22 protein-coding genes are annotated in these 20,748 nt (G+C 63.9%); 11 read left to right on the forward strand and 11 right to left on the reverse strand.

The genetic code is table 11. The annotated features are described in order from the left end of the window. The coding region (locus HP547_RS06600; protein ID WP_172285815.1) for a methyl-accepting chemotaxis protein at nt 1-1,678 on the forward strand (1,678 nt) is incomplete at its 5' end. A gap of 254 nt (nt 1,679-1,932) precedes the next feature. Here the strand turns inward: HP547_RS06600 and ggt are convergent. The 3 genes from ggt to HP547_RS06615 form a co-directional block, all read right to left on the reverse strand. Further along, nucleotides 1,933-3,600, reverse strand: a complete 1,668-nt coding sequence (gene ggt / locus HP547_RS06605; protein WP_172285817.1) for a gamma-glutamyltransferase — start codon at nt 3,598-3,600, stop codon at nt 1,933-1,935. 117 nt (nt 3,601-3,717) lie between these two features. Further along, the gene (locus tag HP547_RS06610; protein ID WP_172231862.1) at nt 3,718-4,614 is read right to left on the reverse strand and encodes a LysR family transcriptional regulator; all 897 of its coding nucleotides are present in this window, start codon (nt 4,612-4,614) and stop codon (nt 3,718-3,720) included. Nucleotides 4,615-4,776: 162 nt separating this feature from the next. Then, nucleotides 4,777-5,367 carry an NAD(P)H-dependent oxidoreductase gene (locus tag HP547_RS06615; RefSeq protein ID WP_172285819.1) on the reverse strand — a complete coding sequence of 197 codons (591 nt, stop codon included), beginning with the start codon at nt 5,365-5,367 and terminating at the stop codon, nt 4,777-4,779. A gap of 164 nt (nt 5,368-5,531) precedes the next feature. Here HP547_RS06615 and HP547_RS06620 point away from each other — a divergent pair, with 164 nt between their 5' ends. Then, nucleotides 5,532-5,846 carry a putative quinol monooxygenase gene (locus HP547_RS06620; protein ID WP_172231868.1) on the forward strand — a complete coding sequence of 105 codons (315 nt, stop codon included), beginning with the start codon at nt 5,532-5,534 and terminating at the stop codon, nt 5,844-5,846. On the opposite strand, the gene HP547_RS06625 is transcribed toward HP547_RS06620, so the two are convergent. Next, nucleotides 5,836-6,600: a sulfite exporter TauE/SafE family protein gene (locus tag HP547_RS06625; RefSeq protein ID WP_172285820.1), complete on the reverse strand. Its 765-nt coding sequence runs from the start codon at nt 6,598-6,600 to the stop codon at nt 5,836-5,838. The two genes, HP547_RS06620 and HP547_RS06625, sit on opposite strands and share 11 nt — an antisense overlap. Nucleotides 6,601-6,699: 99 nt before the next feature. On the opposite strand from HP547_RS06625, the gene HP547_RS06630 reads away from it, so the two are divergent. From HP547_RS06630 to HP547_RS06660, 7 genes are all read left to right on the forward strand, one after another. Then, nucleotides 6,700-7,581 (forward strand): LysR substrate-binding domain-containing protein, encoded by an 882-nt coding sequence (locus tag HP547_RS06630; protein ID WP_172285822.1) that lies wholly within the window; start codon nt 6,700-6,702, stop codon nt 7,579-7,581. 123 nt (nt 7,582-7,704) lie between these two features. Further along, nucleotides 7,705-8,310 carry a CDP-alcohol phosphatidyltransferase family protein gene (locus HP547_RS06635; RefSeq protein WP_172232215.1) on the forward strand — a complete coding sequence of 202 codons (606 nt, stop codon included), beginning with the start codon at nt 7,705-7,707 and terminating at the stop codon, nt 8,308-8,310. 31 nt (nt 8,311-8,341) lie between these two features. After that, nucleotides 8,342-10,096: a bifunctional alpha/beta hydrolase/class I SAM-dependent methyltransferase gene (locus HP547_RS06640; protein ID WP_172285823.1), complete on the forward strand. Its 1,755-nt coding sequence runs from the start codon at nt 8,342-8,344 to the stop codon at nt 10,094-10,096. Next, nucleotides 10,097-11,407, forward strand: a complete 1,311-nt coding sequence (locus HP547_RS06645) for a phosphatase PAP2/dual specificity phosphatase family protein (RefSeq protein WP_172285825.1) — start codon at nt 10,097-10,099, stop codon at nt 11,405-11,407. Beyond that, the gene (locus HP547_RS06650) at nt 11,404-11,835 is read left to right on the forward strand and encodes a hypothetical protein (RefSeq protein WP_172285826.1); all 432 of its coding nucleotides are present in this window, start codon (nt 11,404-11,406) and stop codon (nt 11,833-11,835) included. The genes HP547_RS06645 and HP547_RS06650 overlap by 4 nt, the downstream gene beginning before the upstream one ends. Before the next feature lie 10 nt (nt 11,836-11,845). After that, entirely contained in the window at nt 11,846-12,469 is a 624-nt protein-coding gene (locus HP547_RS06655; RefSeq protein ID WP_172232006.1) for a lysophospholipid acyltransferase family protein, read from the forward strand. A 1-nt stretch (nt 12,470) separates the two neighbouring features. Next, entirely contained in the window at nt 12,471-13,403 is a 933-nt protein-coding gene (locus HP547_RS06660) for a phosphatidate cytidylyltransferase (protein ID WP_172232009.1), read from the forward strand. 21 nt (nt 13,404-13,424) lie between these two features. Here HP547_RS06660 and HP547_RS06665 read toward each other — a convergent pair whose 3' ends face one another. Then, a complete protein-coding gene (locus tag HP547_RS06665) occupies nt 13,425-13,832 on the reverse strand; it encodes a type II toxin-antitoxin system HicB family antitoxin (RefSeq protein WP_172285828.1) in 408 nt (135 codons plus the stop codon). Then, nucleotides 13,829-14,056: a type II toxin-antitoxin system HicA family toxin gene (locus tag HP547_RS06670; protein ID WP_172225766.1), complete on the reverse strand. Its 228-nt coding sequence runs from the start codon at nt 14,054-14,056 to the stop codon at nt 13,829-13,831. The genes HP547_RS06665 and HP547_RS06670 overlap by 4 nt, the downstream gene beginning before the upstream one ends. A gap of 169 nt (nt 14,057-14,225) precedes the next feature. On the opposite strand from HP547_RS06670, the gene HP547_RS06675 reads away from it, so the two are divergent. Further along, nucleotides 14,226-14,570 carry a cupin domain-containing protein gene (locus HP547_RS06675; protein ID WP_003251579.1) on the forward strand — a complete coding sequence of 115 codons (345 nt, stop codon included), beginning with the start codon at nt 14,226-14,228 and terminating at the stop codon, nt 14,568-14,570. Between the two features lie 125 nt (nt 14,571-14,695). Here the strand turns inward: HP547_RS06675 and mmsB are convergent, their stop codons facing one another. Both mmsB and HP547_RS06685 read right to left on the reverse strand, forming a co-directional pair. Then, on the reverse strand, nt 14,696-15,583 hold the full coding sequence (mmsB, locus tag HP547_RS06680; RefSeq protein WP_172285829.1) for a 3-hydroxyisobutyrate dehydrogenase: 888 nt from the start codon (nt 15,581-15,583) through the stop codon (nt 14,696-14,698). A gap of 10 nt (nt 15,584-15,593) precedes the next feature. Further along, nucleotides 15,594-17,120: a CoA-acylating methylmalonate-semialdehyde dehydrogenase gene (locus tag HP547_RS06685; protein ID WP_172225727.1), complete on the reverse strand. Its 1,527-nt coding sequence runs from the start codon at nt 17,118-17,120 to the stop codon at nt 15,594-15,596. Nucleotides 17,121-17,252: 132 nt separating this feature from the next. Between HP547_RS06685 and HP547_RS06690 the strand changes: the two genes are divergently transcribed. Further along, entirely contained in the window at nt 17,253-18,203 is a 951-nt protein-coding gene (locus tag HP547_RS06690; protein ID WP_172225730.1) for a LysR family transcriptional regulator, read from the forward strand. Between the two features lie 137 nt (nt 18,204-18,340). On the opposite strand, the gene HP547_RS06695 is transcribed toward HP547_RS06690, so the two are convergent. Genes HP547_RS06695 through HP547_RS06705 form a run of 3 tightly spaced genes read right to left on the reverse strand, consistent with a single transcriptional unit; the run spans nt 18,341 to nt 20,671 of the window. Next, nucleotides 18,341-18,832, reverse strand: a complete 492-nt coding sequence (locus HP547_RS06695; RefSeq protein WP_172285831.1) for an OmpA family protein — start codon at nt 18,830-18,832, stop codon at nt 18,341-18,343. A 4-nt stretch (nt 18,833-18,836) separates the two neighbouring features. Beyond that, a complete protein-coding gene (locus HP547_RS06700; RefSeq protein WP_172285832.1) occupies nt 18,837-20,108 on the reverse strand; it encodes a diguanylate cyclase domain-containing protein in 1,272 nt (423 codons plus the stop codon). Continuing rightward, nucleotides 20,105-20,671 (reverse strand): YfiR family protein, encoded by a 567-nt coding sequence (locus HP547_RS06705; RefSeq protein WP_172285834.1) that lies wholly within the window; start codon nt 20,669-20,671, stop codon nt 20,105-20,107. The genes HP547_RS06700 and HP547_RS06705 overlap by 4 nt, the downstream gene beginning before the upstream one ends. Between the last annotated feature and the right edge of the window lie 77 nt (nt 20,672-20,748).

Below are 20,748 nucleotides of genomic sequence, written 5' to 3' on the forward strand. Positions count from 1 at the left end.
CAAGCTGGACGCCTTTGGCAAGCAGCAGGCGTACCTGGCCAGCACCTTCAAAAGTGCCGAGAACATCAAGCTGCTGGGTGAACTGGGCGAGACCATCAGCGCCTACAAACTGTCGCTGAACAAGATGCGCCAGGGCTACGACGCCACCCGTGCTGCGCGCGTTGCCATGGACAGTTCGGCCACCCGCGCCGACCAGGCCATGGATACCCTCAGCCAGGAGGTCATGGCACGCCCCGAGGCCGACAGCGTACGCCTGGCCCAGTACCAGCTGATCAGCAAGGCCCGCCAGCAACTGCTGCAGGTGCGTATCGATGTGCGCGGCTATATTGCCGACAACAGCGCCGCCAACGAGCAGGCGGCCCTGCGCCAGCTGGACGCAGCGCTGGTGGACATCGACAACCTCAAGCGCCAGCTGCCTGCCGAAGACGCACGTCTGCAACAGTTCGAACGCTCGGTGATGACCTACCGTGACGCGGTTCGTCAGTTCCGCGACGCGGTCGCCACTATCACCACCGCTCGCGCCGAAATGACCGTGCAGGGTGCCGACATCGTCAAGCGCAGTGACGCGCTGTACCAGATCCAGCTGCAGCGCCGCGATATCGAAAGCACCCAGGCGCGCAGCCTGCAAGCCATCGCCACGTTGCTGGCACTGCTGGTCGGCGTACTGGCAGCGGTGCTGATTACCCGCCAGATCACCCGCCCGCTGCATGACACCCTGATCGCGGTGGAAAAGATCGCCAGCGGCGACCTCACCCAGCAGTTGCGCGTCACCCGTCGCGATGAACTGGGGGTACTGCAGCAGGGCATCGGCCGCATGGGCACGACCCTGCGCGAGCTGATCAGCGGCATCCGCGACGGCGTCACCCAGATCGCCAGCGCCGCCGAGGAGCTGTCGGCGGTTACCGAACAGACCAGCGCCGGCGCCAACAGCCAGAAAGTCGAGACCGACCAGGTGGCCACCGCCATGCATGAAATGGCGGCCACCGTTCAGGAAGTGGCACGTAATGCCGAACAGGCCTCGCATGCCGCCACCGGTGCCGACGATGAAGCCCGCGCCGGCGACCGCGTGGTGGGCGAGGCGATCGGCCAGATCGAGCGCCTGGCCGCAGACATGCACCGCTCCACCGAGGCCATGAACCTGCTGCAGGAGGAAAGCCAGAAGATCGGCAGCGTAATGGACGTGATCAAGTCGGTAGCCGAGCAGACCAACCTGCTGGCGCTGAACGCCGCGATCGAAGCGGCACGCGCCGGGGAAGCCGGGCGTGGCTTTGCCGTGGTGGCAGATGAAGTCCGCGGGCTGGCCCAGCGTACGCAAAAGTCCACCGAGGAGATCGAAGCGCTGATCGCCAGCCTGCAGCACGGCACCCAACAAGTGGCGAATGCCATGCAAGGCAGCCGCGCCCTGACCGACAACAGTGTCGAGCTGGCGCGCAAAGCCGGCGCCTCGCTGGAGAGCATCACTGGCACGGTGTCGAGCATCCAGTCGATGAACCAGCAGATTGCCGCGGCGGCAGAGCAGCAGAGTGCGGTGGCTGAAGAGATCAGCCGCAGCATCCTGAATGTGCGTGATGTGTCCGAGCAGACGGCGGCGGCCAGTGACGAAACGGCTGCGTCGAGTGTGGAACTGGCGCGCCTTGGCGGGCAGTTGCAGACCTTGGTCAGCCAGTTCCGCGTCTGACCTTCAAATCCTGGGGCCGCTTTGCGGCCCATCGCCGGCAAGCCAGGCTCCCACAGGACCTGCACAAGCCTTGAGGGCAGTGCCGTAACTGTGGGAGCTGGCGAGCCTCCCCCAAGGACCTGCACAGGCCTTGAGGGCAGTGCCGTAACTGTGGGAGCTGGCGAGCCTCCCCCAAGGACCTGCACAGGCCTTGAGGGCAGTGCCGTACCTGTGGGAGCTGGCTTGCCGGCGATGAGGCCGGCACTGGCGAGCGCTTATTTGACGATCATCCCCACTCCGCGCCCACGCGGATCGGTAGCGGTCTCAAGCTTGGCACCATCCACGCGGATCGCCTGGATATCGCCCATCTCCCAGCCCTGATCCTCCAGCACATAACCCATCTTCTTCAGGTCATCAGCCACATCCCCGGTCAGCGGTGCATAACTGTCGAAATAGATGGTGTCCTTGGGCAGCAACTGATGGTGCACGCGCTGTGCCGCCACTGCCTTGTCCAACGGCATGCCGTAGTCGTACAGGTTGTTCATCACCTGGAAGATAGAGGTGAAGATCCGCGAACCACCTGGCGTACCGATGACCAGCTCGACCTTGCCATCACGGGTCATCAGGCTTGGGCTCATGGACGACAGCATGCGCTTGCCCGGCTCGATGGCATTGGCATCGCCGCCGACCACGCCAAAGGCATTCGCCGCCCCCGGCTTGGCGCTGAAATCGTCCATTTCGTCGTTCAGCAGGAAGCCCGCGCCTTTCACCACCACGCCACTGCCGTAGTCAAGGTTGAGGGTGTAGGTGTTGCTGACCGCATTACCCTGTTTGTCGACGATCGAGAAGTGCGTGGTCTGATGCGGCTCCAGGCCCGGCTTGACCTTGTCGGTGTCGGAAATCGCCTTCGGGTTGACCTGCGCGGCGCGCTTGACCAGGTAATCCTTGGCCACCAGCTGGTCCACCGGCACCTTGGTGAAGGCCGGATCGCCAAGGTAGTCGGCGCGGTCGGCGAACACGCGCTTCTCGATCTCCGCCAGCAGGTGGATGTACTGCGCCGAGTTGTGCGCCACCCCCTTGAAGTCGGCCGCACGGTCTTCCTTGATGCCCAGCAGCTGGGCCAGGGCGACGCCGCCGGAGCTCGGCGGCGGCGCCGTGTACACCACGTTGCCACGCCAGCTAACGGCCATCGGCTCACGCCACACGGCTTTGTAATCCTTCAGGTCTTGCTTGGTGATCAGGCCATTGTCGGCTTGCATCTGCGCCACCAGCAGGTCGGCGGTCTTGCCCTGGTAGAACTCGCTGACGCCTTTGTCGGCGATGCGCTCCAGGGTTTGGGCCATTTCCGGCTGCTTGAACAACTCGCCGACCTTCATGTTGCCGAAGTAGTCGTTGAAGTTGGTCGCGGTCTTGAACATGCCCTGGGCATCGTTGCGGTACTGGTACTGCTTTTCCGCCACCTTGAAGCCGTTTTTCGCATAGCCGATGGCCGGCGTCAGCAGCTCGCTCCAGGGCAGCTTGCCGAACTTTTGGTGTGCTTCCCACAGGCCCATCACCGTACCGGGCACACCCGCGGCACGTACACCGACCAGGCTGAGGTTCTCGATGACCTCGCCCTTGTCATCCAGGTACATGTTGCGCGTGGCGGCCTTTGGCGCGACTTCACGGTAGTCGAGGAAGTAAGGCTTGCCGTCGACGAACAGGGTCATGAAGCCGCCACCGCCGATGTTACCAGCCTCCGGGTAGGTCACCGCCAGGGTGAAGGCGGTGGCGACTGCCGCGTCCACCGCATTGCCGCCCTTTTTCAGGATATCGGCGGCCACCTGTGCACCATATTGATCAGGCGCGGCTACCGCGCCGCCTTCCAGGTTGGCGGCGTAAACCGAAGAACAGCTCAGGATCGCGGCTGCGAGAGCCAGGTACTGGAACGGGACAATGCGCATGACACTTCCTTGGTGTTGTTTTTGTTGAGCAGTCAGTAAGGCCGAAGCGTTTCAACTGCGCAATCATCCGTAGGAAGTTTCGCCGCCGATGGACAGGATGTGTCGCGTTCAGGCAAATCAGCAGGCGTACATCGCCAGCTTGCGCTGGATGAAATCGAGGAAGCACTGGATGCGCAGCGCCAGCTGGGTATTGCGGTAATACACCGCATGAATCGGTTGGCGATAACCGTTATTGGCCTCGCCCAGCAGTACCTGCAAGCGCCCGGCGCGGATGTCTTCGTGGGTCATGAAGTGCGACAGGCTGACGATGCCCTCGCCAGCCAGGGCCAGCTGGCGCAGGGTCTCGCCGCTGGAGGCGATCAGCGCCGGGCGGATGCTCCAGCGGTCGCCCTGGGCGTGGCGCAATGGCCACTGGTTGAGCGACTCGGGCTGGCTGAAACCCAGCAGGCAATGGTTGCTCAGGTCCTCTACCCGCTGCGGGGTACCGTGCTGCTCCAGGTAAGCCGGGCTGGCCAGCACCTGCACCGGGCTGCAACCCAGGTTGCGCGCGTGCAGGCTGGAGTCGGCCAGTTCGCCGATGCGGATCGCCACATCAGTGCTCTGCTCCAGCAGGTCGATGATCAGATCGTCGGTGTTCAGCTCCAGTTCGATACCCGGGTACTGGCGCCGAAACTCGCCGATCCACGGCAGGATGGCGTGCAGCATGAACGGTGCGGCCGCATTGATGCGCAAGCGCCCGGTGGGGGTCTGGCGGTTCATCGACAGGCGCTCTTCCATCTCGTCCATCTGCTGCAGGATCAGCCGCGAGCGCTCGAGGAAGAACCGGCCCTCTTCGGTCAGGTCCATGCGCCGGGTGGTGCGGTTGACCAGCGTGGTACCCAGCTTGGCTTCCAGGCGCGACAAGGTGCGGCTGACGGCCGACGGGGTCTGGCCCATCTGCTCGGCGGCAGCGGAGATCGAACCGCAGTCGATGACAGCGACGAATACCTGGAGTTCTTCGGATCGGGTTTTCACGTCTGGGCCTGTAGTGGATCTTTGCAGAGATTAGATAGCCGCTTGTGCAGGCCAAGTCCAGCGGTGGGTGAACCCGCTCCCGCAGGAACCCCATTGACCTTGAAATCGGTGCAATACCTGTGGGAGCGGGTTCACCCGCGAAGAGGCCGGTGCACACAAACCTCAATCAGCCTTGCCAAACACCTGGTCCAGGTGCGCCTCATAGGCTGCCAGGGCTGCTGGCACGTCAGGCCGTTTCATCACGTCGGTCGCCAGAAAGGTCGGCAGCCCGGTCATGCCGAGGAACTGGTTGGCCTTGTGGAACGGGAAGTACACCGCGTCCACGCCCTTGCCCTCGAAGAAATCGCTGGCGTCGTCAAAGGCCTGCTGCGGCGCGTTCCAGGTCAGCGACAACATGTACTGCTTGCCGTGGACCAGGCCACCGCTGCCGTACTTCTGCGAGTGGTCCGAGCGGGTACGGCCGTCGTTGGCATACAAGCTGCCGTGACCTGCAGTGAACACATCATCGACGTATTTCTTTACCGTCCACGGCGCCCCCATCCACCAGCCTGGCATCTGGTAGATCACTACATCGGCCCAGAGGAATTTCTGCACTTCTTCCTGGGCGTCGTAGCCGCCGTCGATAAAGGTCTCGCGTACATCGAAACCGGCCCGGTCCAGGTGAGCGATTGCAGCTTCGTGCAAGGTGGTGTTGAGGCGACCGTCAGAATGTGCGAACTGTTTACCGCCGTTGAGCAAAAGGATCTTTTTCATGCTGGCCTCCAGGGCCGGGTTCAGAAATCAGGCCGGCAGGTTAGAGGCTCGCGAGCGTGGAATACAGCAACGACGGGGCAAAATACAATTGATCTGAAGTCACGAATGGCAAACACATTATTGCCGTAGAATCGGTTCATCATCCTCCATCGAGTGTCATCCCAATGAGTGAGCAACACGCCTTCATCCTCAAAGCCAAGACCCGCCCGGAAATGGCTGATGCGTTCGAAACCCTGTTCCGCGCCTACGTCGAACCCAGCCGCCAGGAACCGGGCTGCATCGAGTACCACATGCTGCGCGACCAGCAGGACCCAAGCCTGTTCGTGTTCTTCGAGGTGTGGGCCGACAAGGCCGCGCTCGACGTGCATTCGGCACTGCCGCACATGACTGCGTTCTTTGAAAAACGCATGGATTACCTGGAGCGTGAGTTCGATATCCAGATGATCGACATGCTCAGCGCGTCATCGGCTAGCCGTTGATCAGCAGATGGCCGCCGAGTACGGCCAGGCCGATGAAAAAGCAGCGCTTGAACAGCGCTGCACTGATGCGCTGACGCAGCCACTGCCCGGCGAGCATGCCCAGCAGGGCCGGCGCCAGCATCAGCAGTGACGCGCCCAACGCCTGGCCACCCAGGGCGTCCTGCCCGGCCAGGCCGCAGGCCAATGCCAGGGTCGAGACCGTGAATGCCAGGCCCAGGGCCTGGATCAGCTCATCGCGGCGCATGCCCAGGCTCTGCAGATAAGGCACTGCCGGCATCACGAACACCCCTGTGGCGGCGGTGACCACGCCAGTCACAAAGCCGCAGACCGGCCCCAGCCACCCTTCCCAGGCAGGCACCACGCGCAAGGCCGGCCCCACCAGCCCGTATAGTGCGTAGATCACCAGCGCCGCCCCCAATGCATGCACCGCCCACGGCCCGCTGTTGATGCCCAGCCATGCACTGCCGAGCAATGTCCCGACGAAAATCATCGCCAATAGCGGCCCAAGCCGGCGCAGCAATGCCGGCAGATGCCCGCCGACCGCCAGTTGCCAGAGGTTGGTCAGCGTCGAAGGCACGATCAGCAGGGCTGCAGCCTGCGCCGGTGACATAGCCAGCCCCAGCAGGCCCATGGCGATGGTCGGCAGGCCGAGGCCAATCACCCCTTTAACCGCGCCGGCCAGCAGAAAGGTCAATACAACCAGCACTGACAGGGCTGGGCCAATGTTGTGGTAGAACGCGAGAAGGGTATTCATGGGCCGATGATGGCCGACGCCTGGTGTGTTGAAAATCTGCCATATACTCAGCCAGGCTCTTGCCAGGACAGAGCCAGGACATCTTCAGGATAAAGATCCATGCATTTCGACCTGACCGATCTCAAGCTGTTCCAGCACACGCTGGAATGCGGCAACATCACCGCTGGTGCCAGCCGCAGCCACCTGTCGCTGCCAGCCGCAAGTGCGCGCATCCGGGCCATGGAAGCGTCGCTGGGCGTGCCTTTGCTGGAACGCAACCGCCGCGGCGTGCAGCCGACCCCCGCCGGCCAGGCACTGCTGCAGCATGCCCGGTTGATAGCGCAGCAAGTCGAGCGCCTGCAGTTCGACCTGGGCCAGTTCGCGCAGGGGCAGCAGGGCCAGGTGCGCTTGCTGTGCAACACGGCGGCGCTCACCGAGTATCTGCCCGAATTGCTGGCCGGCTACCTGGCCAGAAACCCCGGCGTAAACGTGGATGTCCAGGAACTGCCGAGCCTGCGCATCGTGCAGTCGATTACCCAGGGCATGGCCGACCTGGGCATCATCTCGACCGCGGCGCCCAGCGAGCACCTGCAAACCGTGCCATTTCGCGACGATCCGCTGGTACTGGTGACGCCGCCGGACCACCCGCTGGCCAGCGCCGCCGCGCCCACCTTCATCGACAGCCTGGCCCACGGCCATATCGGCCTTGGGGCCAGCAGTGCACTGGCGTTGTACCTGGAGGAGCAGGCGCTGCGCGAAGGGCGGCGCATGCAAGTTCGGGTGCGGGCAGATGGGTTCGACGGGGTGATCCGCATGGTCGCGGGCGGGGCTGGGGTCGGAGTGGTGCCACTGGCTGCCGTGAAGCGTTGGCAGGGGCTATTGCCGTTGCACTGGGCGGCGCTGCGGGAACCTTGGGCCAACCGCCGGTTACTAATTTGCGCGCGGGATTTTGCGACGCTGCCAGGCTATGCCGCAGGGCTGGTAACCACCTTGACCGGCTGAAACACGCCTGCAAAAAGCAGCGCCAGTCTGCAGATAATCATCAAACCTGTGAGCGCGGGTTTACCCGCGAACAAGGCTCACACACAATTAACGCCCTGACGCACCACGAAAAAGGATTTTCCAGTGGCATCGATCTACCAGCTCAAACCGCGTTTCCAGGCCTTGCTGCGCCCCACCGTGCAGCGCCTTTACGACCGTGGCGTCACCGCCAACCAGGTCACCGTCGCCGCCGCCGTCGTGTCGATCCTGCTTGGCCTGCTGCTGGCCGGCCTGCCCCACGTCACCTCGCTGTTCATCCTGGTGCCGGTGTGGATGCTGCTGCGCATGGCGCTGAATGCCGTCGACGGCATGCTGGCCCGGGAATTCGGCCAGCAATCCACCCTCGGCGCCTACCTCAACGAACTCAGTGACGTGGTCGCCGACGCCGCCCTGTACCTGCCCTTCGCCCTGCTGGCCGGTGTCTCGCCGGCCTTGGTGGTATTGGTAGTGCTGAGCGCCACCTTCAGCGAATACGCAGGGGTCATGGGCCCGCTGGCCGGTGCCTCGCGGCGCTACGACGGGCCCATGGGCAAAAGCGACCGGGCCTTCGCCTTCGGCGTGGTAGGCACCGGCGTCGCCTTCGGCCTGCTCGATGGCATGTGGGTCAACGGCCTGATGCTGGTGATCCTCGCGCTCTCCCTCTATACCCTCTACAACCGGGTTCGCCATGGGCTGGCCGAAACCCGCTGAGCCGTCTGCCGTCGCAAAAGGACTTATCATCATGCGTCAAGCGCAAGCGCTGCACTTCTCCACCCATGACGGTGTCGAGTTGCATTACCGTCATTGGCCTGCCACCCGCAACGAACACCAGCCACGCCGGGCCGTGGTGATGTTCCACCGCGGCCACGAACACGGCGGGCGCATGGCCCACCTGGCCGATGAGCTGGACATGCCGGGGTACGACTTCTTCGCCTGGGATGCCCGCGGCCATGGCCGGTCGCCAGGCGCGCGGGGCGACAGCCCGGGGTTCGCCACCAGCGTGCGCGACGTGCAAACCTTCATCGAGCACATCCACACCCACCACGGCATCGCCGAGCAGGACCTGGTGGTGCTGGCACAGAGCGTCGGCGCGGTGTTGATCGCCACCTGGGCCCACGACTACGCGCCCAAGGTGCGCTGCCTGGTACTGGCCTCGCCGGCCTTCAAGGTCAAGCTGTACGTGCCGTTCGCCCGCCCCGGCCTGAAACTGCTGAAGGCCGTGCGCGGCAATTTCTTCGTCAACAGCTACGTCAAGCCACGCCTGCTTACACACGACCCGGAGCGGATTGCGTCTTATGTCGCCGACCCGCTGATCAGCCGGCCGATTTCGGTGACCATGCTGCTGGGCCTGTATGAAGCTGCTGACCGCGTGGTAGCGGACGCCCAGGCCATCCAGGTGCCCACGCAACTGCTGGTGTCCGGTGCCGACTTCGTGGTCGAGCGCCAACCGCAGGAGCGCTTCTTCGAACGCCTGGGCAGCGCGCGCAAGGAAATGCACATCCTGCCGGGCTTTTTCCATGACACCCTCGGCGAGCGCGACCGAGCCCATGCGTTGCGGCGCATCGAGCGGTTTGTCGAACACTGCTTCAGCAGCCCCGCCACCGTGCCGTCGCTGCTGGATGCCGACAAGACTGGCGCCAGCTGCGCCGAGGCCGAAAGCCTGGCGGCGCCGCTGCCGCGTAACTCGCCCCGCGACCTGTACTGGCGGGCAACCCGGGCCAGCATGCGCATGGGCAAGAGCTTGTCCGAGGGCGTCAAGCTGGGCTTCGACACCGGTTTTGATTCCGGCAGCACCCTGGACTACGTGTACCGCAATCAGCCCACGGGCAAAGGCAAGCTGGGTCGCCTGGTTGACCAGAACTACCTCGACGCCATCGGCTGGCGCGGCATTCGCCAGCGCAAGCTGCACGTGGAAGAACTGCTGCGCCAGGCCATCGCCCGCCTGCGCGAACAACAAAAGCCGGTGCACATAGTCGACATCGCCGCCGGCCATGGCCGCTACATCCTCGAAGCACTGCAAGAGCTCGAGCAACTGCCGGATTCGATCCTGCTGCGCGACTACAGCGAGCTCAACGTGCAGCAAGGCAGCGCGCTGATCGCCGAGAAGGGCCTGGCCGATATCGCCCGCTTTGTCCAGGGCGATGCCTTCGACCGCCAGAGCCTGGCCACACTGCAACAGCCCCCTACCCTGGCAGTGGTTTCCGGGCTGTACGAACTGTTCCCCAGCAACCAGCTGGTGAGCAACTCGCTGGCCGGCCTGGCGGACGCTGTGGAAGAAGGCGGCTATCTGGTCTACACCGGCCAGCCATGGCACCCGCAACTGGAGATGATCGCCCGCGCCCTGACCAGCCACCGCGGCGGCGAGGCCTGGGTGATGCGCCGCCGCAGCCAGGCGGAAATGGACCAGCTGGTCGAAGCTGCAGGTTTCCGCAAGCTGGCCCAGCGCATCGATGAATGGGGCATCTTCAGCGTCAGCCTGGCACAACGGGTACGCTGAATGAACCCTTCTCGTGAGCCCGGGCTGATCCGCCGGGGCGTGTGCTGGCTGCTGTTGCTGGGGCCATTGTTTTTCCTCAGCTACGGGCTGGCAAACAACCATACGGCCGGGCGCACGGATGTCGGCAGCCTGGTGTTCGGCTGGGAGCGCGGCATGCCGCTGTGGCCCTGGACGATCATCCCCTACTGGTCGATCGACCTGCTGTACGGGCTGTCTTTCCTGCTGCCACGCACGCGCCAGGAAATGGACCGCCATGCCCTGGCGCTGCTCAGTGCACAGGTGGTCAGCGTCGCCTGCTTCCTGCTCTGGCCGCTGCGCTTCACCTTCGAGCGGCCAGAACTGGGCGGGCTGTTCGGCTGGCTGTTCGACGTGCTGATGGGCTTCGACAAGCCTTTCAACCAGGCACCTTCGCTGCACATCGCCCTGCTGGTGGTGATCTGGACGATGTTTGCCCGGCATGTGCGGCGCCAGCCCTGGCGTTGGTTGATGCATGGCTGGATGGGGCTGATCGGGGTGTCGGTGCTGACCACCTGGCAACACCACTTCGTCGACGTGCCTACCGGCGCGTTGGCGGGATTTGCCTGTGTGTGGCTGTGGCCGCACAAGGGACGGCTGCCTTGGCAGCAGGCTCGCCTTGCGCAGGATGCCAAGCGCTGGCTGTTGGCGCTTTGCTATGCCGCGGGCGCGCTCATGTGTGCAATGTTTGCCCGGGTATTGGGCGGCGCCTGGCTTTGGTTGGCCTGGCCGGCGGTGTCGCTGGGGTTGGTGGCGCTGAACTATTCCGTGCTGGGTGCAGGCGGGTTTCAAAAGGGCAGCGATGGCCGATTGTCCAGCGCCGCCTGCTGGTTGCTGGCGCCGTACCTGTTGGCAGCGTGGGCCAATTCGAGGTTGTGGACCAGGCGTCACCCGCAGCCAGACGAAGTCTGTGATGGCGTTTACCTGGGGAGAATTCCGGGACGTCCCGCCGATGCCCGCTTTCCGGCAGTTGTCGACTTGTGCGCCGAACTATCCTGTGCCGCGCCAGCGGGTGCTTATCAGGGTTTTCCGACCCTGGACCTGATAGCACCGGACATCACCCTCCTGCAGCAGGCCGCCAACGCCATCGAACGCCTGCGTGCCAAAGGCCCGGTACTGGTCTGCTGTGCGCTGGGCCATTCGCGCAGCGCCAGCGCCGTGGCAGCCTGGTTGGTGCTCAGCGGCCGCTGCAGCAATGCGCAACAGGCCGAGGCAGTGATCCGTAAAGCCCGCCCTGGCATCGTCCTGCATCACGCGCACCGCCAGGTCCTGCATCAACTCGGAGCGCAACCATGAACCTGATCGTGGTGGCCGGCCTGCTGGGCCGCGGCAAGCAACTGGAGCGCCTTTCCGACGGCATCACCCTGCTGGCCCTGGCCTACGGCCTGGCGCCGTTGCTGGGTGCCCCGCTACAACCGCTGGCAAGCCTGCTGAGCATTACCCTGGTGGTGCTCGGCGTGCTGCACAAATACTGGGCCATCCGCGTGGCGCTGGACGCCGAGCTGTTTGCCCACCTGGCCGCCAGCCGCGACCTGACGGCAGATACCCAGACTCTGGACCAGGCCCTGTTCGAGCTGAAGCTCAAGCCACAGCCCCTGGATTCCCGCACCTGGCCCGCTCGCAGCCAGGCCGCACTCAACCTGCTCCGTCGCCAGGCCCTGTGCCTGGGCCTGCAACTGTCACTGGCCTTGGCTATCTTGCTGACACTGCCTTTGAAGGGATAACCAACATTCCATGCTCGCCAACCTGACCGCCTACCTCATCACCTCCGCCGCCCGCCTGATCACCGGCGCCCGGGCCCTGTGGCTGGGCTGCACGCCGCTGCCGGTGCAGCGGCTGTACTTCGCCAACCACAGCAGCCACGGTGACTTCGTGTTGCTGTGGGCCTCACTGCCCCAGCCACTGCGCAAGCGCACCCGACCGGTAGCCGGCGCCGACTATTGGGCCAAACCCGGCATTCGCGATTTTCTCATCCGCAAGGTATTCAATGGCGTGCTGATCGACCGCCAGCGCAGCGAAGGCCAGGGCAGCCCATTGCAGCCGATCCTTGATGCGGTGGCCCAGGGCGACTCGCTGATCTTCTTCCCGGAAGGCACGCGAAACCTCGGCGACGAGGCATTGATGCCATTCAGAAGCGGGTTGTACCACCTGGCGGCTGCCAACCCTGAGGTCGAACTGGTACCCGTGTGGATCGCCAACCTCAACCGGGTGATGCCCAAGGGCCGTGCCCTGCCGCTGCCACTGCTGTGCACCCTGAGCTTTGGCGAACCGCTGCACCTGCAAGCTGATGAAAGCAAGCAGGCCTTTCTCGAGCGGGCCAGCCACGCCCTGCTGAACCTGGCCCCGAAGGATGCCTGACATGGACGATAACACCCTTTCCCTGTTCGCCGGCATCGGCGCCCTGCTACTGCTCGCCAGCGTGATCGGCCGCCTGCTCAAGTGGCGCGCCGGCCCGGCACCGCACGCCGTGATCGACAACCTCAACGCCCGTATCAACGCCTGGTGGGTGATGGTGCTGGTAATCGGCATCGCCTTCCTGTTCGGCAAGTACGGCGTCATCGTGCTGTTCTACGGCGTGTCGTTTTACGCCCTGCGCGAGTTCATGACCCTTACCCCAACCCGGCGCAGCGACTACCCGGCGCTGGTGGCGGCGTTCTATGTGGCGCTGCCTGTGCAGTACGTGCTGATCGCCATGGACTGGTACGGCCTGTTCAGCATTTTCATTCCGGTGTACCTGTTCCTGCTGCTGCCGATCCTGGCCAGTTTTGGCGGCGATACCACACGTTTTCTCGAGCGTGCCTCGAAAGTGCAGTGGGGCCTGATGATCGCGGTGTACTGCGTGTCGTCGGTGCCCGCGCTGATGACCCTGGACATCCCGGGCTATGAGGGGCGCAACCTGCTGCTGATCGCCTGGCTGATTCTGGTGGTGCAGATCAGCGACGTGCTGCAGTACGTGTGCGGCAAGCTGTTCGGCAAGCGCAAGGTGGCGCCCAACCTGTCGCCCTCCAAAACCCTCGAAGGGCTGGCCGGCGGCGTGGCGCTGGCGACCCTGATCGGCGCCCTGCTGTGCTGGATCACCCCGTTCACCTTCTGGCAGGCCGCGCTGATGGCGCTGGCGGTGAACGCCATGGGCTTCTTCGGCGGGCTGGTGATGTCGGCGATCAAACGCGACCGCGGGGTCAAGGACTGGGGGCACATGATCGAAGGCCACGGCGGCATGCTCGACCGCATGGACTCGGTATGCTTTGCGGCGCCAGTGTTCTTCCACTTCGTGCGGTACTGGTGGGCATAGGCGGAGCGCAAACACCCTTGATCAGTGGCTAAGCGCCAGCTCTCGCAGTGCAGCAGAAGCAAGAAAGCCGGAGCGCGATGCGTACCGATGATCACGCTTCACCTTTTCATCGATCCGCTGCAGCAGGTTTTCCGGCAGGGTCGCATAGAAGCGAACCGCCTTGCCCAGGTACGGCGTGACATCAAAATCCACCACGGCCCAGACCCCGCCTTCATAGTCGGGGTTCGCCACGTGGACATCAACTTCCCGAGGCTGCGGAAGTGCCTCCCTATCAGCGACCAACCCTTCGAAATGAAGCGCCAGCGCCTCATGGACATTGTCCAGTGCCTGAGCAACGGTAGCACCGGCGGAGAAGCAGCCCGGCACATCGGGAACGGTCACGCCGTAATCCGAACCGGCATCCTTGTGCAATACGACCGGAAATTTCATTGGTTGTCTCCTCTGACGCCCAGGTTGGGACCGCCACGAGCCGGGTTTACACCGGCCTGTTTCAAAATGCTGTGTACTGTGCCTTTGGGCAAGTCAATTTTGGGATGAGGAACTTTAACTCTCCCCTTCTTGCTGGGGTGCCTGAACTGGTGATGACTCCCTTTTATCTCCACCAGATAGATCCGATAGCCAAGTAGGAAAATACTTGTCGCAACATAGGAAATCCGCCAGAGCCATCGCGATAAGCGTGCAGGACCCACAAGCGCACATCACCGTCGAGGCCAACGACTGGCATAGCGCGTCCAGACAGCTGGACGTCGAGCCCAGGCAACTGCGCCTGCGCCAATAGCCCTATGGTGACGGGTCAATCAGCCAGTCACCAGGAGTTGTGCCATGTCCGATTTCATCACCGTCCTGCGCGAAACCTGCCCGACGCCGGTCGTGGACGCCACCAAGTGGAAACGCATCGGCGGCGATCCGCACACCGTCAACCTCAATGCCTACCTGTCGGCTGACGGCAGCAAGATCATGGGCACCTGGATCTGCACCCCGGGCAAGTTCGAGGTCAACTACGACAAATGGGAGTTCTGCCACTTCCTCGATGGCTACTGCATCATCACCCCGGAAGGCGAAGAGCCGAAGCACCTGAAGGCGGGTGATGTGTTCGTGATCGAACCGGGGATGAAAGGGACCTGGGAAGTGGTCGAGACCGTGCGCAAGTATTTCGTCTTCGCCTGATTTGTGACCATTACCGGCGACAGGGCCGGTACAGGCAAAAAAAATCGCGGAACAGGCGCCCTGCCCTCTGGTGCGCAGTTACAGAGGTAAGGCCGCCTGGCCCGCGATGAAGCCCACCTTTTGCGTCAATCCTTCTTGCGATAACCCTCGACGATGGCCGAGAAGTCCTTGCCGCCTTCGCCGCGCAGGCTCATGGCCTGATACAGCTGCTGGGCCAGCGCCCCCAGGATCACCGGCTGGTGCGCCTGGCGAGCGGCTTCGGTCGCCAGCCCGAGGTCCTTGAGCATCAGCTCGGCGCCAAAGCCACCGGTGTAACCACGTGATGCCGGCGCTGTTTCGATGATGCCCGGCCATGGGTTGTAGGTGTCCGAGCTCCAGCAACGCCCAGTCGAACTGTTGATGATGCCGGCCAGCACCTTGGTGTCGATGCCCAGCGCGTTGCCCAGGGCCATGGCTTCGGACACGCCGATCATCGAAATACCCAGCAACAGGTTGTTGCAGATCTTGGCGATCTGCCCGGTGCCGACCTCACCGCAGTGCACGATATTGCGGCCCATCTGCTCCAGCACCGGCTTGAGGGTGGCGAACAGCTCGGCGCTGGCGCCGACCATGAAGGTCAGGGTGCCCGCTGCCGCGCCGCCCGTGCCACCGGACACCGGCGCATCGCCCATGTCCACGCCCTTGGCCGCTGCTGCCTTGGACACCTCACGCGCGGTCTGCGGGTCGATGGTGCTGCAGTCCAGCGTTGGCGTACCGGGGCGAATGCCGGCCAGCACGCCATCTTCGTTCAGGTAGACGCTGCGCACATGGGCCGCAGCCGGCAGCATGGTGATCACCAGCTCGCTGCTGGCCGCCGCGTCCTTGGGTGATGGGCTGATCTGCCCGCCCAGTTCGGCAAGCTCGGCCAACACGGCCTTGTTCAGGTCGAACAGGTTCAGCTGGTGCCCGGCCTTGATCAGGTTGCGGGCCATGGGCGCGCCCATGTTGCCCAGGCCGATGAATGCGATACGCATGAGGTGCTCCTTAGCGCAGGCTGATGGTGGTGTTCACACCGTCGTTGACGCTGTCATCATCGAACCAGCGAGCGGTGACGGTCTTGGTCTGAGTGTAGAACTGCACCACTTGCTTGCCGTACGGGCCCAGGTCGCCGAGCTTGGAGCCACGAGAGCCGGTGAAGCTGAAGAACGGTACCGGCACCGGGATCGGGATGTTGATACCGACCTGGCCGATGTCGATTTCGCTCTGGAACTTGCGCGCGGCCGCGCCGCTCTGGGTGAACAGGCCGGTGCCGTTGCCGAACGGGTTGGCGTTGACCAGGGCGATGGCCTCGTCGAGGGTTTCGACCTCGAGGGTTACCAGCACCGGGCCGAAGATTTCCTGGGTGTACACCTGCATGTCGGTCTTCACCCCCGAGAACAGGGTCGGGCCGACAAAGTTGCCTTGTTCGTAGCCCGGCACGCTGACGTCACGGCCGTCGAGTTCCAGCTTGGCGCCTTCCTGGATGCCGCTTTCGATCAGGCCCAGCACACGCTCCTTGGCACGCCTGGAAACCACCGGCCCGACATCGGTGCCCGGCTCGCAGCCGGCATTGACCTTGAGCTTGCTGGCGGCGTCCTTGATATCCGGCAGCCATTCGCGGGCCTTGCCCACCAGCACCGCCACCGAGGTGGCCATGCAGCGCTGGCCCGCCGCGCCGAAGGCGGCACCGACCAGGGCGTTGACGGTTTGCGTGCGATTGGCATCAGGCAGCACCACGGCGTGGTTCTTTGCGCCCATCATCGACTGCACGCGCTTGCCGTGCTGGCTGCCCAGGTTATACACGTGGGTGCCCACTTCGGTGGAACCGACGAAGGAAATGGCCTTGATGTCCTGGTGGGTGCAAATGGCGTCCACCACCTGCTTGCCGCCGTGCACAACGTTGAGCACCCCGGCCGGTACGCCGGCTTCCAGCGCCAGCTCGACCAGCAGCATGGTCGAAAGCGGGTCCTGCTCGGACGGTTTGAGCACGAAGGTGTTGCCGCAGACGATAGCCATGGGGAACATCCACAGCGGGATCATCGCCGGGAAGTTGAACGGGGTGATGCCGGCACACACGCCGATCGGCTGGCGCAGGGTATAGGTATCGACACCGCCGGCAACGTTTTCGGCGAACTCGCCCATTTGCAGGGTGCCGATGGAGGCTGCGTGCTCGACCACTTCCAGGCCGCGGAAGATATCGCCTTCGGCGTCGGCCAGAGTCTTGCCCTGCTCGGCACTGAGCACCTGGGCAATACGCTTGGTGTGTTCGCGGATCAGCGCCTGCAGCTTGAGCATGATGCGCATGCGTGCGCCGATCGGGGTGTTGCGCCAGGTCTGGAAGGCGCGGTGGGCAGCCGCCACGGCAGCGTCGACTTCCTCGGCGGTGGCAAATGGCACGCGCGCCAGCACCTCCTGGGTGGCCGGGTTGACGATGTCGCGCCATTCGCTGGTAGTGGATTCGACCCATTGGCCATCGATCAGCAGCTTGACCTGCTCGACTTTGGTCTGGTCAGGGGATTGCGGTGCGTTCATCTGCGTTCTCCTTGGAATTATTGTCGGGACGAGATCGCCAGCGCCGGGCAAACGCGAGGTGGCGTCCTGAGGCATGTTTCGAGTATAGATGTGCAAACATCCAACAAGAACGCACAAAAAAACCGGATCATCATGCAAAAAGACCTCACATCCCTGAGCGCGCTCAACTGGGACGACCTGAAGTTCTTCCTCGAAGTCGCCCGCACCCGCAAGGCCAGCAGTGCCGCCAAACGCCTGAGCGTCGACTACACCACGGTGTCGCGGCGCATCACTTCGCTGGAGGGTGCGCTGGGCACCTTGCTGTTCGAAAAATCCCGGACCAACGGCTTTGTCCTTACCGCCGAGGGGCAACGCCTGCTGGGCTATGCCGAGTCGATCGAGAGCACCCTGCACATGGCGTGCGAGCAGGTTTCGGGGTCGGGCGTGGCGTTGTCGGGGCATGTGCGCATGGGCTGCACCGAAGGCTTCGGCAGCTTCTTCATCACCCCGCAACTAAGCCACTTCGTCGATGCCTACCCGGCTATTTCGGTGGATATCCTGCCGCTGCCGCACTTCATCAGCCTGTCCAAGCGCGAGGCGGATATCGTCATTGCCCTGGAGCGGCCGGAGCACGGGCCTTACGTGTGCTGCAAGCTGTGCGACTACCGCTTGCGGCTGTATGCGACCCAGGATTACCTGAACAGCCATACGCCGATCCGCCAGGTGTCGGACCTGGCCCGGCACCCGTTCATCAGCTATGTGGATGACCTGGCGTTCAGTTCCGAGCTGCTGTACCTGGCCAACCTGATCCCCAACGCCAATGCACACTTGCGCAGTACCAGCGTGATCGCCCAGTACACGGCGGCGTTGCAGGGCCGTGGGCTGGCGATCTTGCCGTGCTTTCTGGCGGCGCAGGATCCCCGGCTGGTCACGGTGCTGCCTGGGGAGATCGAGGTGACGCGGCAATTCTGGATGTACTGCCGGGAGGATTTGCGCAAGTTGAAGCGCATTACCTTGTTGTGGGATTACATCCGTGGGGTGACCGAGGCGAATGCGCCGTTGTTGATGGGTGAGACGCGGGAGATGCGCTTTGCTCAAGAATGAAGGGGCTGCTACGCAGCCCATCGCCGGCAAGCCGGCTCCCACAGGTACAGTGTGATCTCGAAGCCAACACAGTCCCTGTGGGAGCGGGGTTACCCGCGAACACCGGCGCAGCCGGTGCCAGGCCTGTGGGTCAATGATCAGTAGGACGCCACCACGATGGACACTCGCCGGTTCTCGGTACGCCCGGCGCTGGTGCGGTTGTCCGCCACGGGCTGTGTGCTGCCCAGGCCACGGCTGTGGATGTTCTGCGTCTGCATGCCGACCCCGACCAGCGCCTTGGTCACGCTCTGCGCGCGGCGCGCAGACAGCTGCTGGTTATAGGCCGCCTTGCCCGAGGCATCGGCATGCCCATCCACCCGCACACCCTGGATACCAACGCCGAGCAGCGCCTTGCCGATGCGCTCGACAATCGCCTGGCTCTGCCCGTTGAGGCTGTCCAGATCGCTGCCGAACAGCACCTTGCCGGACAGGTCGTAAGCCCAGCCTTCGTCAGTCGGGGTAAAGCCCTCGCGCTTGAGCACGGCAATCTGTTCGGCGGTAAGGCCCTTTGGCGGGGTGTTCTGGCAGCCGGTTAGCGCCAGAACAGCGAGCAGCATGGCCAAAAAGGGGAATCGTAAAGCCTGCATCACGGGTTCAACTCCTGTTGTCGATTTCATTGGCGGACCGTTCCGTCTGCGCCACTTGCCATTGGCCAGGGCGTTTGCGCTTGGCCTGGTACATCGCCGCATCGGCGGCATTGAGAAGACTGGCGGGGTCAGCGCCGTCATCCGGGTAGAAGGCGATGCCGACGCTCAGTGAGGTGGCGACACTGCGGCCGCTGTCCAGCTGCACCGGCAGCTTCATGCTGGACACGATCTTTTCGGCGATGTGCTCGGCGTCCGGACGCGAATGCAAAGGCGTCAGCAGCACTGCGAACTCGTCGCCACCCAGGCGCGCCACCAGGTCGTGCTCGCGCAGCTGGGCACGTATACGGTCGGCTACGCTGATCAGCACTTCATCGCCCACGGCATGGCCGAGGGTGTCGTTGATCTGCTTGAAGTGGTCGCTGTCGAGGAACAGCAAGGCCAGGTGATCCTGCTGACGCGCCGCATTGCGCAGGCTGCGGGTCAGACGGCCCTCGAAAAACGCCCGGTTGGGCAGGCCGGTCAGGCTGTCGTGGCTGGCCTGGTGGGCCAGGGTCTGGTTTTCGCTCTGCAGGTGGCTGTGCCACACCTCAAGCTCATCCAGCAAGGCATTGAAGTCGTTGCCCAGCTCGTTGAGCTCGGCAATCGGTGCTTCCGGCACGCGGCGGTCGAAGCTGCGCTCGCGGCGGGCAGCGTGGGCGACACTGGCCAGGCCACGCAACGGGCGGACGATATCGCCGAGCAGGCGCCGTGACAAATATTGCGCAGCCAAGGCACTGAGTACCGTGCAAAACACGATACCGGCCAAGCCGCTGAGCAGGAACAGCAGCAAGCTACGGCCCTGGCCGACCAGCTCGATGTGCCCGACCTGCTGTTGCTGGTGCATGATCGGCAGGTTGACCGGCTCATCCAGCAGGGCGGTTGCAACCTGCACTTCCAGCTGCGCGAACATGCCGGTATCGCCGCGTTGCCAGTGCGCCAGCTGCACCCCCTCGTTGTTGAAGACCTTGGCCTCGGCCACTTCCTCGGTGCTGGCGATCAGCGCCAGCGATTCATTGGCAGCCGCGCTGTCATCGAACACCACTGCCGCTTCCACGGTGTAGGTGATCGAACGGGCGATCAGGTGCAGGTTCTGGTTGGCGTAGACGCGCAGCGCAAGCACGCCCAGCAGGGTCAGGGAAATCCCGGCCAGGCCGACGGCGAGCAAGGCCACGCTGAGGTGGCCACGGCCCAGCACCGAGCGCAAGGTTGGCCGCAGGCCTGGCTTGCGTGTCGGCTTCATGGCTGCACCGCCCGACGCCGCGACAGTTGCAGCACACTGGGGTGAATACGCACCCCGGAACGCGCCACCGAGTCGAGGTTGACCTCAAAAGCCACCTGCTGGTCGCTGACCCGCAGGCAGAACAGGCTGCCGACCGTGCACGGGTCACCCGCTTCGCTGATACTCAATACCGGGTGGCCGCTGACACGCTGGAACAGGCGGTCTCGCTGGCCTTGGTCGAGTTTGCCGATGTAGACGGCGTCACACGCCTGGGCGACCTGGGTATCTTCTGCCAGCAGGCGCCGCACCTGCAGCGGGCGGCCCGACTCCTGCACATGGCCCTTGATCAGGTCATCGGCGTATTCGGTCGGGCCGACCAGGCAAAGTCGCAAGGGTGAGGGGTCGACGGGCCAGCGGGCGTAGCTGAAGATGCCCAGTACTACCTGGGTGACCGCTTTGGCGCGTTGCTGCGCCTGGGCGGCGGTCGTGGTTGTTTCTGCCTGGGCAAGGCCTGCGATAAGAAACAGGGCGGCCAGCAATAGCGAAAGCGCACAGCTTGTCACTCGCCTCCCGGCCACATTCATGTGGGAAATCTCTTATGTCCCTTCCGATATCGGCGCAACGATAGCACATGGCCGCATCACTGTAGGAGGGATGGACG

The sequence above is a fragment of the Pseudomonas sp. CM27 genome (assembly GCF_013179515.1).
In the GTDB taxonomy this organism is placed as follows: Bacteria; Pseudomonadota; Gammaproteobacteria; order Pseudomonadales; family Pseudomonadaceae; genus Aquipseudomonas.